Origin of the sequence: Flavobacterium sp. RNTU_13 (assembly GCF_046614455.1) — a bacterium.
Classification (GTDB): domain Bacteria; phylum Bacteroidota; class Bacteroidia; order Flavobacteriales; family Flavobacteriaceae; genus Flavobacterium.
Genome location: NZ_JBKJHB010000002.1, coordinates 307,746 through 320,740 on the forward strand (window position 1 = coordinate 307,746; position 12,995 = coordinate 320,740).

The following is a 12,995-nucleotide window of genomic DNA, read 5'->3' on the forward strand; positions in this document are numbered from 1 at the left end:
GTTATTTTCTGTTTTGGAAAATAACCCTTAAAATGGCTATATGTAAATGATTATACCCCCCAAGGGGTGGTGGTTGTGCCGGTAGTGGTGCCAATAACGCCAATCGCCCCAACAAGTGAGGATGTAATTGTTAAATATTTATTGGCAGGGTGAGTCATATAGTAGCAAATGTAATAATTTTACATACCGCCGCAACACATAGTGTTCTTTTTAGGGATATTTTAAAAATTCAACAAATTAACATATTTATGAAAATTTTTAACACAGAAAACATCAGGCAGGCTGATAATATAACAATTTCAGCTCAAAACCTTACATCTTATGAATTGATGGAACGGGCGGCAAACGAGGCTTTTTTGTGGATTAAAAAACATTTTCCTGATAAGGAAACTACCTTCCATGTGTTTTGCGGACAAGGCAATAATGGTGGCGACGGACTGGTTATAGCACGCCTGCTGCACAAAGACCACTATCCTGTAAAGGTAGATGTGATAGAAGCCGCTGGTAAACCGTCTGACGATTTTAAAATGGCCTTAAAAAATCTGATTGAAAGCGGTATAGAAGATAATAAAGGCGATAGCTATTCTTACGAAAAAGGTAAGCTTATATATATAGATGCGCTTTTCGGCATCGGGTTTAACCGGGAACTACCCGAAGCGGTAAAAACGGTCATAGAAAAAATAAACAGTTGCGAGGGCTACGTGCTGTCTATAGATACCCCAAGTGGTTTGTTTATGGACCGCCCCACTACTATTGCGGTAAAGAGTGATTACGTACTAACGTTTCAGTTTCCTAAGCTGTCGTTCTTTTTGCCGGGAAATAGCGCGTTTGTAGATAAAATAGCGATTTTAGATATTGGCCTAGATAAAAATTTTATCGCCAATACACCTACACACCACTATTACACAGACCGTAAAGAAATCGCCCACCGCTTTAGGCACGTAAAACCTCACGCGCACAAGGGTACGCAGGGTCATGCGTTTATAATAGGGGGCAGCTACGGCAAGATAGGGGCGGTATGCCTTTCGGCGAAAGCCGCCCTAAAGTCGGGGTGCGGACTGGTAACGGCCTATTTGCCCAAATGCGGTTACGAAGTGATACAAAGCTATTTCCCCGAAGCTATGGCGGTTACCGATGGTGATACTCACATACAAAAAATCAGCTTTGATGGGCAACCTAAGGCTATTGGGCTTGGTCCCGGTATAGGTCAGCACCCCGAAACACAACAGGCTGTACTCAACTTCCTGAAACTGCAAACCAAGCCGTTAGTTATAGATGCCGATGCACTGAATATTTTGGCACAGAATAAAGAGGCGTTACAATACCTGCCCGAAAATACCATACTTACCCCGCATCCTAAAGAGCTGGAGCGCCTAATGGGCAGCTGGAATAACGACTTTGACAAGTTGGATAAAATGAAGGCTTTTAGTACCCGTTACGGTGTGGTATTGGTGGCAAAAGATGCCCATACACTTATTGTTTACAGAGAGTCGGTATACGTAAATGCTACCGGAAATGCAGCGTTGGCTACGGGCGGCAGCGGTGATTGCCTTACCGGTATTATTACCGGGCTGCTTGCTCAAGGATACCCTCCGGCAGATGCGGCCATAGTTGGGGTGTACCTGCATGGGTTAACCGCAGACATAGGGGTAAAAGAAACCGGCACGCAGGCGTTTACCGCGAGCGATATACTGCATTATTTAGGAAAAGCATATTTAAAAATAGAATCAGAGTGCAGGCAAAAATGAAATATTGACAAAAATCTTGTTTTTTAATTGAAGATTAGTGAATTTTGGGCTTTCAAAAAACCCGTACCTGATGGACAACATACATTATATCAGCAGTGATATTTTATCCCTTGAAACCGTAAATACCATTGTTTCTGAACATAAAAAGCTGGCTCTTAGTGAGGAGGCACGTGCAAACATAGAAAAATGCCGTATGTACCTTGATAAGAAGATGGAAACCCATGAGGCTCCCATTTACGGCATTAATACCGGGTTTGGGGCGTTGTATAATGTAAAAATTGACACCGATAACCTTTCTAAACTACAGGAAAACCTGGTAAAATCGCACGCGTGCGGTACCGGAGACGTGGTTCCTGAAGATATTGTAAAACTAATGCTGCTGCTAAAAATACAGTCGCTTAGTTACGGTAACAGCGGTGTGCAGCTTGCTACGGTAGAACGTTTAATTGACTTTTATAATAACGATATTTTTCCAGTGGTGTATACACAGGGTTCGCTGGGTGCATCGGGTGATTTATCGCCACTGGCACACCTGTCGCTTCCGCTGATAGGTGAGGGTGAGGTATTTACCGATGGTTTCCGCCAGCCGGCACACAAAGTACTTGCCAGCTTCGGTTGGGAGCCTATTGTACTAAAAAGTAAAGAAGGCCTTGCCCTGCTAAACGGCACACAGTTTATGAGTGCCTATGGCGTGCACGTATTGTTAAGGGCTATTAAATATTCTTACCTGGCTGATGTTATTGGAGCCATTTCCCTGGAAGGGTTTGATGGGCGCATAGAGCCGTTTAATGAGCATATACATATAGTACGCCCGCATAAAGGGCAAATTGTTACCGCACGCCGAATGAACGAGCTGCTGGAGGATAGCGAAATTATAGCCCAGCCAAAAAAACACGTTCAGGATCCGTACAGTTTCCGTTGTATACCACAGGTACACGGGGCTACCAAAGACACTATAGATTACGTTAAAAAAGTGTTCCGTACCGAAATTAATTCGGTTACAGACAACCCTAATATTTTTGTAGAAAGCGACGAAATTATTTCCGGTGGTAACTTCCACGGGCAGCCGCTTGCCCTTACGCTGGACTTTTTAGGTATAGCCCTTGCCGAACTTGGCAGTATATCAGAGCGCCGTACCTATCAGCTTATCAGTGGGCTTCGTGGTTTGCCGCCGTTCCTGGTAAGTAACCCAGGGCTTAACTCCGGTTTTATGATTCCGCAATACACCGCCGCCAGCATTGTTAGCCAAAACAAACAACTGTCTACACCTGCCAGTGTAGACAGCATAGTATCGAGTAACGGGCAGGAGGACCACGTGAGCATGGGGGCTAATGCCGCCACAAAAACACTACGAATAATGGAAAACCTGGAACGTATCCTTGCCATTGAGCTTATGAATGCATCCCAGGCACTGGAATTCCGCAGGCCGCTAAAATCAAGCGACTTTTTAGAGACTTTTGTAGGCTCATACAGGGAAGAGGTTCCGTTTGTAACCGAAGACAGGATACTGCATTATGATATTGAAAATACAGTGGCATTTTTACACAACCTGCAAATAGATGAGGTGGTGTACGAATAGTGTCGCCTTGATAAATATCAGCTACATGAAAAATAAATATAATAGAAGCGCTACTCCGAAAGGAATAGCGCTTCTATTATTTTAGCCGAGAACGTACTGGCTACGGTTTCTATAAATTGCATAAAGTCAGCAGGAGATTGCTCATCTGCCGTATCGGAAATGATACGGACTACCGTAACGGGTACATCATGCTCATAGCACACCTGTGCTACAGCGGCACCTTCCATTTCTACGCATTGTATAGTAGGCAGTTTTGTGAGTAGTTCCTGCTTTTCTGCGGCAGTGGCAAAAAAACGGTCGCCACTGGCTATATCTCCCACTATTACTTTAGGCGAATAGCCCGGCACAGCATAGCGTTTTATAAGCCGTTCAATACTGTTATGGACTTTTGCATTAAAAACAGCATCGGCATCCAGGAATTTTTTGCCCAAAAGCGGAATCTGGAATTGCTCCATAAGTGGGCGTGCATCCATATCGTGCTGAATCAGGCGGCTTGCTACAACAACATCGCCTATGTTAAGTTCTGGTGCTATACCGCCTGCTACGCCCATAAAAATAATGCGGCTTACTTTAAATTCGTTTATCAGCGTGGCGGCAGTAGCTGCGGCAGCCACCTTACCCCATCGCGAAAACACCAGTACCACACGTGTGCCGTTTATAGTGCCGTGGGTGTATATGCGCCTCCCTATGGTAACTTCAAGCGGGTTCTGTATAAGGGTAATAATACCGTTTATCTCCTGGGGCATAGCGCCCATAATGCCTATAATGTTTTCCATTTAACGGGCTATTTTAATATTAAAACGCATTGCAAATTCAGCATTTATATATACTTCTATGTAGCGTGTGTTTGCATTATTTACAACATAATCAAACTGATAGCTGTTCCCGTTCCTTTTAAACAGTGTCTCGGGTGTTTTGAGACTTTCTTCGGAAAGGTATTTTTCTGTGTCGTTATTATTCAGCGATAGCGCTTTTATTCGTTTTGTATTGGTACTTAAGTATATGGAGTGTATGTCCTTGTCATATTCAAATGTAAAAGTAATCGTTTCTCCTAAGTGCGCTTCTACAACACCTGATGTCGGGTAAAGCACAGTAAGGCTGCTTAGGCAATTTTTTTTGATATAGGGATTGTTTTTGTACCTCTCTACAGGATAATTTGATACACCCGGGTTAGTTTTATCGGCTGGATAATGATCCATACAGAATTTTTCGGTAGGCGTAAGCCAGTAGAAATCATCCAGTTTTTTTGTAAAATCCTTTAATTTTCCTTTTTTATTTTCAGAGCACGTGCCTGCTGCCCAGGTAACATCTACAAAATAATAGTTGCCATTTAGTATAATGCCATTCCATGCGTGGTCCAGTATGCCCATACGCCCTACATCACCCGGTCCTGTTTTTACGTATCCGGAAACCATATCGGTTTGCAGCCCTGCATAGTCGCACATCCGTTTAAACAACATAGCATACCCTTCGCATACGGCTTTGCCTCGTCGTAAAACCCGGTCGGTATAGTCTATTTTCCATTGGGCTACAATATCATTGTAGTTTTTGCTCTTTTTAGAATTGGGTCTTTTTGGCAATTTATTCTTGTTAAACGCTTTATAGTCGTACGCAATATTGTCTGTTATCCATATAAAAAGCGCACGTGCCTTTTCTGTTTCGGTTGTGCAGTTTTCAGTAAGCTGACTTACCAGCAATTTTAGGTCGCCATTATAGGTTTTTGTACGGGCTATGCTGTCAGCTACTTTATAAGCGTTTTTTTGAGTGTTAGTATTAGTTATATCGGGCTGCGCAAAGCAGCTAAAGGTAAAAAAAAGCATTAGTTGAATAAAGTAGCTACGCATGGCTACTTGATTTCTAACGCCGCAAACGACGATTTTCTTAAATCGAACAACAATCTGTATCTTATAGTCATTGTATCTATGGGGGTGTGAGAATAAACCTGCACAAATGGCTTTCCGTTAATAATGTCAAAAGAAAAACCGTCATCGACTATGGTGTCTATTTTAGCAAAGACATTTTTGTTTTTTTCTAAAATTAGTCTTTGAAAACTGTCATAGCCATCTTCTGTAAAATATTTTGGGTCTAAAGAATCATGTAAGCTTTTATAGTCGCCATTTTTAATATACCCAAGTATTACGTGTCCCCTTTTTATATAAGTTTCGGCGTCTTTCAGTTTAGCCATTTTAAAATCTGAGGTTTCGCTTCTCCCTTTTAGGTTAATCGTAACTCTTATCACATCTTTGTCTTTACGTTGCTCATTACTAAGGTTGTTGTAAAGCAGCTGTGCACAATGTGATGCTACACGTCTTATCGTGTAGTCAAATGGTATATTAACATTGTTTACTGTTATGGTATAGGCATTAGTTTCGTCGTTGGTAAAAAATCCGGTAGAGTTGCTTACCAGCACATTTTGTGTGCCGCAGTAGGTTGCTATTTCTTTACTGGCTTCGGTAAGATTTTTGTAGTCAGCTGTATTGCACGATATAAGGCTAAGTAATAAAATAATGGCCTGAGAAAATTTTAAAAATGATTTCATTAGGTGTGTTTGGTTTTAATTGTTTTGAAAAAGTAATTGATGATGATCTAACAACCGCATACACCATAAATGGTTTTGGTTAAGGTTTTTCCTGTTTTATGCTTAATTGTAATGGTACCTTTCATTTCGTTGTATTCTAAATCAGTTGTGCGGATAATTTTAGCTTTAATTTCCACTTCGTACCCGCTCCCAGCACTTTTAAATTTTGTAAGGCTATTCGAGTTGGCGTGTTCGGTTTCGGTAAGTCTGATCATTTTGCCATTAACCTTAATGAAAGATGTTTTAGCAAAGTCATTAGCATAGATATATTTTTCTTTTGCATAAGACAAAGAATCTTCCGAGAAGATGCAAGAACAGCCATCTATTTCCGGCGGTAAATCAGTGAACGTGTTTACGGTAAATGTTTCATGTTTTTGTGTTTTGGCTTTTTCTTTAGCGCAGCTAATGAAGATTAGGCTGCTACAAACCGAGGTAATAAATTTTTTCATTGGGTTAGTTTTTTGCTAAAATAAAAAAGCTGCCTTTACAAGCAGCTCTTCTTCCATTAAATTATTTCTTATACCTGTTCGGCGTGCTCTTTTTTCGGGTCGTAGCCAAAGAGGTGGTTTTGCTTTATCATTTCAGAAATACCTGCAGGTAGCATATGTTCCCAGCCTGTTTTTCCTTTGCCTATAAGTTTTAGTACTTCCCGGCTAAAGATATCCAGCAGCTGCTCATCTACATTAGGTATGTCTATAACCTTACCATTAAACTTAAAGAATTTGTACAGCTCCTTCATCCTGGGGTGTACCATAAGGTTTTCAGAGTTTACAACATTGCCTTCCTCATCTTTCATAGGGTACAGGTACACTTTAAGGTCGCGGTAGAAAAGCTTACCAAAAGCCTCTAGTATACCGCCGCTTAGGTGGCGGTAGTACTTTTCGTCAAAAATATCTACAAGGTTGCTTACGCCCATGGCAAGCCCCATACGTGCTTTAGTGTATGCGCTAAAGTATTCTACTACACGATAAAATTCCTGAAAGTTAGATATCATTACCGTTTGCCCCATAGAGCAAAGCAACTCGGCACGGTCCAGGAAGTCGCGCTCGTCGATTTCACCTTCGCTACGCAGGTTGCTTAGCGTGATTTCAAAAATTACAAGCGTTTTTTCTTTATCTACTTTGTTCTCTTCTAAAAACATTTGGTATGATTTCTCATACATATCAATGTTTACCTTAGTTACAGGGCGGAAACTACCCCTAAGTGCCAGTATGTTTTTCTTATACAGCACTGCGGCAGGCAGCACGTTGTGCCCCTGAGGGTCAAACATTACCGCGTCGGTCATGCCGTTTTTAACCAGCTGAAGGCTCATAAGCCTGTTGTCTACATCGGCAAAGCGTGGCCCACTAAAGTTAATGGTGTCTATTTCCAGCTGGTCTTTGTCCAGGTGGTCATATAGGTAACGCAGTAGTTTTTTAGGATCGTTATATTTGTAAAATGCACCGTATATAAGGTTAACACCCAGTATACCCAGTGTTTCCTGTTGCAGGCGGGCATCGGTTTCCTTAAAACGTATGTGCAGGGTAATTTCGTTATAATCTTCGTCGGGCTCTATCTGGTATTTAATACCCACCCATCCGTGGCCTTTAAACTGTTTAGCAAAATCTATGGTTGCAACAGTGTTTGCGTAACTAAAGAAAACCTTGTTAGGGTGTTTTTCGCGGTTGAGGCGCTCTTCAATAATTTTTACCTCATGGGTAAGCATTTTCTTCAGCCTGCTTTCAGTAACGTAGCGTCCGTCTGTTTCTATGCCGTAAATAGCGTCTGAAAAGTCCTTGTCGTAAGCAGACATGGCTTTTGCTATAGTGCCCGAAGACCCGCCTGCGCGGAAAAAGTGCCTTACCGTTTCCTGACCTGCGCCAATTTCGGCAAAAGTACCGTAAATGTTCTCGTTGAGGTTGATACGCAGTGCTTTATCCTTAATGGAAGGAACCAGGGCAATTTCTCGGTCGCCTTTTACTTTAATGTTGTTATCTGAAAATTTCATTGTGCTGAAAGATATACTGCAAAGTTAGAAAATCACTGCATTTTATAAAACAAATAATGCTATTTTTGTAGAAAAAATACAACGTTTTGAATGTTTGGTTTCTTGGTACCGGTACATCGCAGGGTATCCCTATAATAGGGAGCACGCACCCCGTATGCCTAAGCAGCGACCCGCGCGATAAGCGTTTAAGGGTTTCGGTATGGCTTACATGGCAAAACCACTCATACATAATAGATTGCGGTCCTGATTTCAGGCAGCAAATGCTGGCCAGTGGCTGCACTAAGCTCGATGGTATTTTGTATACCCATGAGCACGCCGATCATACTGCCGGGCTCGACGATATACGACCGTTCTTTTTCAGGCAGGGCGATATGCCCATATATGCCCACCAGCGGGTAATACAAAGCCTTAAACGCCGCTTTGATTACATTTTTACCGATGGCGAAAAATATCCGGGTGTGCCCGATGTGATTATAAACGAGGTAAGGGATAACCAGCCCTTTACTCTTGGCGGAAAAACTGTGGTGCCCATAAGTGTAATGCACGGCAGCCTTCCTATTTTTGGGTACAGGATAGACGACTTTGCCTACCTTACCGATGTAAAAACTATTGCCGATACAGAGATAGAAAAGCTGCAAGGATTAAAGGTGTTGGTTATTAGTGCGCTGCGGATAGAACCGCATGAAATGCACCTTAACCTTACAGAAGCCCTGGAAATGGTACAGCGCATTAATCCCGAAAAGGCATATTTTACGCACATAAGCCACATGCTGGGTTTTCATGCTGAGGTATCTGCACAGTTACCCGAAAATGTTTTTTTGGCCTACGATAATCTTCAAATTAGTTTATAGATATACATATCATGAAAAGGAGTATTTTATTGTACCTGTTTGTTTTTTCTGTTTGTATTAACCTCTTTACCTATATGTACTTTACAGGAAAGGAACAACAGGATGCCCGTAGTATGAAAAACATAAGGGCCCGGCTAAAGTCATCGCGAGACAGCCTTGCAGTATGTAACAGCCAGGGGAATTATTTTGCCATAGAAAACGATAACAATGCACAGGCGTATCTGCGCGATAATAATGTGGAAGACGTAAAGGCGTTTGTGATTAAAGTTACCGATGGCATAATGCAGAAAAACGGTAACCCAAAAGGTAATCCGCTTGTGGGGTACGATTCTTTTGAAGACCAAAAGTACGTTATTAATAAAGTTAAACTTCTTAACCACCGCTGGGCTATTGCCGATTTTAATAACAACAAACAATGGGGCGAAGTGCTTATACGTTACTTTATAAACGAAGACGGATCTATAGATTACGAAACGGCCGATACTGTGCTTTACCCTACGGGAATCAATTAATTTTTGTACCTTTATTTTTCTCAATTTTAATTTTACCATGAAAAAGCCGGTAGTTGTTTTAATTTCCGTGTTAACGCTTGTGTCATGTGATTACATACTAAAAAAGCGCGAAGACAGTGTGGTTGTGCCACGCGAGGAAACTGTGGCGGGTAACGATGCCGAAAAAGATAAAAATGGTTGCGTGCCATCGGCAGGGTACAAGTGGAGTATTATACGGAATAACTGTATACGCCCTTCAGAAGAGGGGTATCGTTTAAATTCTATTGATAAGGTGGAAGATGATACTGACGTAAAGAGTGCTTTTGTACTTTTTTCGGAAAATGGCGAAGATGCGGAAGTGTACCTTCCTGATACAGAAGGGTCAATAGTATTCCATAAAGTTGCTGAAAATGTTTTTAAAAACCAGCAATGGACGCTGCATGCCGATAAAGGTTTTTCGCTAAAATACGAGGGTAAAATTTATTACGTAGGGGCACGACCGGTAGAGGAAGGCCAGATTACCGGAGATGAAAACGAACAAAGTTAAATCACTTATATAGATAGTTTACCACATAAAAAATGCGCCGTACTGTTTCAGTACGGCGCATTTTTTATGTGTTGTTGTTTTTTATTGAGATACGTACCTGCCCAGGTAGTAGCGTGTGTTGTCTGTACTATCGTTAGGGGTAGGGGTAAATGCTTCGCCCGAACCGGTAACATTAAAAAACTTGGCATTTACCAAGTAAATATCGTTTAGGAACTGCCCCGGCGAAGAGGTAGATTCGGTGGTTACAATAAGTATTTGCGCGGAGCCTTCGGTGGTAATCCATTCCTGCTCCAGCACCGGTGTTAACGCACCGTTACATATCACAGTATTGTTTATACCTGAGTTTTCGTACACACGGAAACGGGCAAAATTATTACTATCTGTACTAATAGTTTTACTGCCGGGTACGTTGTTAAACGTTCCCGAAGCCAGCGTAAGTAGTATGGCTTCTTTGCTGTTTGCTAAAAACAGCCTGCCATCGTTACAGGTGCTAAAAAAGCTTTGGCTGGTTTCGTTTTCGGTAAAATCAAAGTTAAAGCCAAGGTTGCTGGTTACAGTACCCAGGTAGTTGTCTTCTATACGTATGGTTTGGTCGCCTTTGGCAAAACTGGCGTTAACCAGGGTAATGCTGTGCGAAAACTGTGTAGCCGATGTTTTTGCAGTTACTACAGATATTTCTCCCGTGCCTACCCATCGGTCTTTAATACTTACATTGGGGTTGTCTACGCCACTGCACACATTACTTGCAGTGGGTGTGCTTCCGCTGTACACACGGTATTCTATTTGTCCCTGGCTTAAGGTATAAGATGTGGGTATGTAATTATTGTTGGCATCTTTGGCGCTTTCTGTGTTAAGCAGTGCTGCCGCCGGAAAGTTTATAACCAATACTTCTTTGGTGCTGCTGTTTACCGCTATGTAAGTGCGGGTAGTTTCATTACATAAAGTAAGTTCTGTACCAAAATTAAAGGTTTGAAATGCCATGTCGCCATCATCGCACCCGGTAAGGAGCAGCAGTGTAAGTAACAGGCCAAGTATCTTTTTCATAAAAATGATTTTAAAGGCAAAAATAGTGTTTTTAGTGGTTCTGTAAAACGTTTTGGCAATTAGCATTAACACAAGGGCAAAGTAAAAAATACGTAAATTTGTACCCAATGAAAAAAGCCTATCTTGATAACGCCTCTACTACGGCCTTGCGCCCGGAAGTAATACACGAAATAGCCCACACGCTGGCGGAGTACGGCAACGCATCGTCTACGCACAGTTTTGGGCGTAGTGCTAAAGTATTGCTGGAAACGGCACGCAAAACCATAGCACGATACTTAAACGCAGAATCACGTGAAATTATTTTTACATCGGGCGGTACTGAGGCAGATAATATGGTTTTACGTGGTGCCATACCTGCGCTGGGCATTAAGCGTATTATAAGCAGTAAAACAGAACACCATGCGGTACTAAATACCGTAGACAGGCTTGCAGCCGAAAATCTGGCAGAGGTGGTTTACGTACCGTTACTACCCGGCGGTTTACCGGATTTAGAGCAACTGGAACTACTTTTACAGCAAGATATACCCACACTCGTAAGCCTTATGTATGTAAATAACGAAACAGGTGTGGTACTGGATTTAGAAAAAGCAGGCAACCTTTGCCATAAATACGGTGCTTATTTTCATACCGATACCGTGCAGGCGATAGGAAAAACAGAACTTGATTTTAAAAACCTTCCCGTAGATTTTGCCGCGGCAAGCGCCCACAAATTCCATGGTCCTAAGGGCGTAGGATTTGTTTATGTGCGAAAAAACCTTGTACTGCACGCGATTTCTTTTGGTGGTGAGCAGGAAAAAGGCATACGCCCGGGTACAGAACCCGTACATCAGGTAGCGGGCATGGCTAAGGCACTGGAGCTTTCTTACAGCCATCTTACAGAGGAGCGCGCGCATATTACCGACTTAAAAAATTATCTTATTTCCCGGTTAGATGCTTCTTTTCCGGGTTACAAAATAAACGGCAGCGAAGCGGGTAACCTGTTTTATAATATCATAAACATTCAGCTTCCGTTTTCAGAAGATAAAACGTCTATGATATTGTTTAATCTGGATATGCAGGGCATAGCGGTTTCGCGCGGAAGTGCCTGCCAGTCGGGCAGTATACGGCCATCGCACGTACTAAAGGAAATTTTACCCGAAAGCGAAATAAACAAACCATCGTTACGCATTTCATTCAGCCACAACAATACCAAAGAAGATATTGATTTGCTTATAGCGGCACTGCATGAGGTTTAATTATCAAATATTTAGGTAGATATTGCCGCTCTAATAAAGAGGTAGTAGTTTTACGTTTAAGCTAAAAAATAAAAAAGCCGCTCCCCATCACAAGAGCGGCTTTCACCTTACACAAAACCATCATTTGGCTTTTAAAACTTCATACCTACACCAAAGCCAAGCAATAGCGGGTTAATGTCCACTTTAGCCGGTATGCTCAGTCCGGTAGCAAGGTTAGAAGCATCGACAGTTACGTCGGTATTTAGAAAAACTTTTTTGGCATCCACGTTAATAAAGTACTTATCAGTAATCATAAGGTCAAAACCTGCCTGGAATGCATATCCAAATGCATTATCATATTTTACATCTTTAACCACAGGCCCTGATTTTACATTGTAAAAAATAGTGTAGTTAACACCAGCGCCCACATACGGCTTAAATACCTTACCGGCATAGAAGTGATACTGTAACGTAAGGGTAGGAGGCAGCAGATAAACGCTACCCAAGTTTACGTCAGCACTTGTAGGGCCGCCTATTGGGCTAAGGTTAGAGCCTGTAGTATGTACATCGTGCTTGGTTGTGCCCAGTATAAGTTCGGCCGCTATGTTTTTTGTAAAGAAATAAGTGAAGTCTAACTCTGGTATAAAGTTGTTAGAAATAGCCACATCGCCACCTATAGCGCCTATGGTAGCGCTTTCTGAAGGTATAACGCCTACACCTCTAAGGCGTACCTGCCAGTTTTTAAACGCTGTAGTAGTTTTGTTATCTTTTTCTTGTGCATTTGTAAAGTTGAAGCTGAAAAGCGATGCCGCCAGTACAGCAAAAGCTAGTTTTTTCATGAATTTGTGTTTTTTAATTACATGTCAAAAGTACAGTGGATGTTTAGGGAAAAACCTGACAATAATCATGGTTTAAAAACAATTTTATGGGGATAATTCAGTGCGGTTAAATTCTTA

At 41.9% G+C, this 12,995-nt stretch carries 13 protein-coding genes; 6 read left to right on the forward strand and 7 right to left on the reverse strand.

Annotated features, from left to right (window positions below):
• The first annotated feature begins 248 nt into the window (after window positions 1-248).
• Together ACLI08_RS06460 and hutH are read left to right on the forward strand one after the other, a co-directional pair.
• Window positions 249-1,748 carry an NAD(P)H-hydrate dehydratase gene (locus ACLI08_RS06460; protein WP_411427644.1) on the forward strand — a complete coding sequence of 500 codons (1,500 nt, stop codon included), beginning with the start codon at window positions 249-251 and terminating at the stop codon, window positions 1,746-1,748.
• A gap of 70 nt (window positions 1,749-1,818) precedes the next feature.
• Window positions 1,819-3,327, forward strand: coding sequence for a histidine ammonia-lyase (gene hutH, locus ACLI08_RS06465; RefSeq protein ID WP_411427645.1), 1,509 nt, complete (start codon window positions 1,819-1,821; stop codon window positions 3,325-3,327).
• Window positions 3,328-3,377: 50 nt separating this feature from the next.
• On the opposite strand, the gene ACLI08_RS06470 is transcribed toward hutH, so the two are convergent.
• From ACLI08_RS06470 to ACLI08_RS06490, 5 genes are all read right to left on the reverse strand, one after another.
• Window positions 3,378-4,103: a 5'-methylthioadenosine/adenosylhomocysteine nucleosidase gene (locus ACLI08_RS06470; RefSeq protein ID WP_411427646.1), complete on the reverse strand. Its 726-nt coding sequence runs from the start codon at window positions 4,101-4,103 to the stop codon at window positions 3,378-3,380.
• Window positions 4,104-5,171 carry a transglutaminase domain-containing protein gene (locus ACLI08_RS06475; protein WP_411427647.1) on the reverse strand — a complete coding sequence of 356 codons (1,068 nt, stop codon included), beginning with the start codon at window positions 5,169-5,171 and terminating at the stop codon, window positions 4,104-4,106.
• A 2-nt stretch (window positions 5,172-5,173) separates the two neighbouring features.
• The gene (locus ACLI08_RS06480; RefSeq protein WP_411427648.1) at window positions 5,174-5,866 is read right to left on the reverse strand and encodes a hypothetical protein; all 693 of its coding nucleotides are present in this window, start codon (window positions 5,864-5,866) and stop codon (window positions 5,174-5,176) included.
• Between the two features lie 47 nt (window positions 5,867-5,913).
• On the reverse strand, window positions 5,914-6,354 hold the full coding sequence (locus ACLI08_RS06485) for a hypothetical protein (RefSeq protein WP_411427649.1): 441 nt from the start codon (window positions 6,352-6,354) through the stop codon (window positions 5,914-5,916).
• A gap of 68 nt (window positions 6,355-6,422) precedes the next feature.
• Window positions 6,423-7,892: a TonB-dependent receptor gene (locus ACLI08_RS06490; RefSeq protein WP_411427650.1), complete on the reverse strand. Its 1,470-nt coding sequence runs from the start codon at window positions 7,890-7,892 to the stop codon at window positions 6,423-6,425.
• Window positions 7,893-7,978: 86 nt separating this feature from the next.
• Between ACLI08_RS06490 and ACLI08_RS06495 the strand changes: the two genes are divergently transcribed.
• The 3 genes from ACLI08_RS06495 (at window position 7,979) to ACLI08_RS06505 (ending at window position 9,781) form a co-directional block, all read left to right on the forward strand.
• Entirely contained in the window at window positions 7,979-8,743 is a 765-nt protein-coding gene (locus ACLI08_RS06495; RefSeq protein ID WP_411427651.1) for an MBL fold metallo-hydrolase, read from the forward strand.
• 113 nt (window positions 8,744-8,856) lie between these two features.
• A complete protein-coding gene (locus ACLI08_RS06500; RefSeq protein ID WP_411427652.1) occupies window positions 8,857-9,255 on the forward strand; it encodes a hypothetical protein in 399 nt (132 codons plus the stop codon).
• Window positions 9,256-9,292: 37 nt separating this feature from the next.
• Entirely contained in the window at window positions 9,293-9,781 is a 489-nt protein-coding gene (locus ACLI08_RS06505; protein WP_411427653.1) for a hypothetical protein, read from the forward strand.
• Window positions 9,782-9,862: 81 nt separating this feature from the next.
• On the opposite strand, the gene ACLI08_RS06510 is transcribed toward ACLI08_RS06505, so the two are convergent.
• Complete coding sequence (locus ACLI08_RS06510; protein ID WP_411427654.1) at window positions 9,863-10,825, reverse strand: hypothetical protein; 963 nt, start codon at window positions 10,823-10,825, stop codon at window positions 9,863-9,865.
• Window positions 10,826-10,932: 107 nt separating this feature from the next.
• Between ACLI08_RS06510 and ACLI08_RS06515 the strand changes: the two genes are divergently transcribed.
• Entirely contained in the window at window positions 10,933-12,060 is a 1,128-nt protein-coding gene (locus tag ACLI08_RS06515) for a cysteine desulfurase family protein (protein WP_411427655.1), read from the forward strand.
• 131 nt (window positions 12,061-12,191) lie between these two features.
• Here ACLI08_RS06515 and ACLI08_RS06520 read toward each other — a convergent pair whose 3' ends face one another.
• Window positions 12,192-12,878: an OmpW/AlkL family protein gene (locus ACLI08_RS06520; RefSeq protein ID WP_411427656.1), complete on the reverse strand. Its 687-nt coding sequence runs from the start codon at window positions 12,876-12,878 to the stop codon at window positions 12,192-12,194.
• Between the last annotated feature and the right edge of the window lie 117 nt (window positions 12,879-12,995).

What these genes read in the sequence shown, in the direction of transcription:
- ACLI08_RS06490 (WP_411427650.1), bottom strand. Translation starts at nt 7,892, where the DNA reads ATGAAATTTTCAGATAACAACATTAAAGTAAAAGGCGACCGAGAAATT.
- hutH (WP_411427645.1), top strand. Translation starts at nt 1,819, where the DNA reads ATGGACAACATACATTATATCAGCAGTGATATTTTATCCCTTGAAACC.
- ACLI08_RS06480 (WP_411427648.1), bottom strand. Translation starts at nt 5,866, where the DNA reads ATGAAATCATTTTTAAAATTTTCTCAGGCCATTATTTTATTACTTAGC.
- ACLI08_RS06520 (WP_411427656.1), bottom strand. Translation starts at nt 12,878, where the DNA reads ATGAAAAAACTAGCTTTTGCTGTACTGGCGGCATCGCTTTTCAGCTTC.
- ACLI08_RS06485 (WP_411427649.1), bottom strand. Translation starts at nt 6,354, where the DNA reads ATGAAAAAATTTATTACCTCGGTTTGTAGCAGCCTAATCTTCATTAGC.
- ACLI08_RS06515 (WP_411427655.1), top strand. Translation starts at nt 10,933, where the DNA reads ATGAAAAAAGCCTATCTTGATAACGCCTCTACTACGGCCTTGCGCCCG.
- ACLI08_RS06500 (WP_411427652.1), top strand. Translation starts at nt 8,857, where the DNA reads ATGAAAAACATAAGGGCCCGGCTAAAGTCATCGCGAGACAGCCTTGCA.
- ACLI08_RS06470 (WP_411427646.1), bottom strand. Translation starts at nt 4,103, where the DNA reads ATGGAAAACATTATAGGCATTATGGGCGCTATGCCCCAGGAGATAAAC.
- ACLI08_RS06505 (WP_411427653.1), top strand. Translation starts at nt 9,293, where the DNA reads ATGAAAAAGCCGGTAGTTGTTTTAATTTCCGTGTTAACGCTTGTGTCA.
- ACLI08_RS06475 (WP_411427647.1), bottom strand. Translation starts at nt 5,171, where the DNA reads ATGCGTAGCTACTTTATTCAACTAATGCTTTTTTTTACCTTTAGCTGC.
- ACLI08_RS06460 (WP_411427644.1), top strand. Translation starts at nt 249, where the DNA reads ATGAAAATTTTTAACACAGAAAACATCAGGCAGGCTGATAATATAACA.
- ACLI08_RS06510 (WP_411427654.1), bottom strand. Translation starts at nt 10,825, where the DNA reads ATGAAAAAGATACTTGGCCTGTTACTTACACTGCTGCTCCTTACCGGG.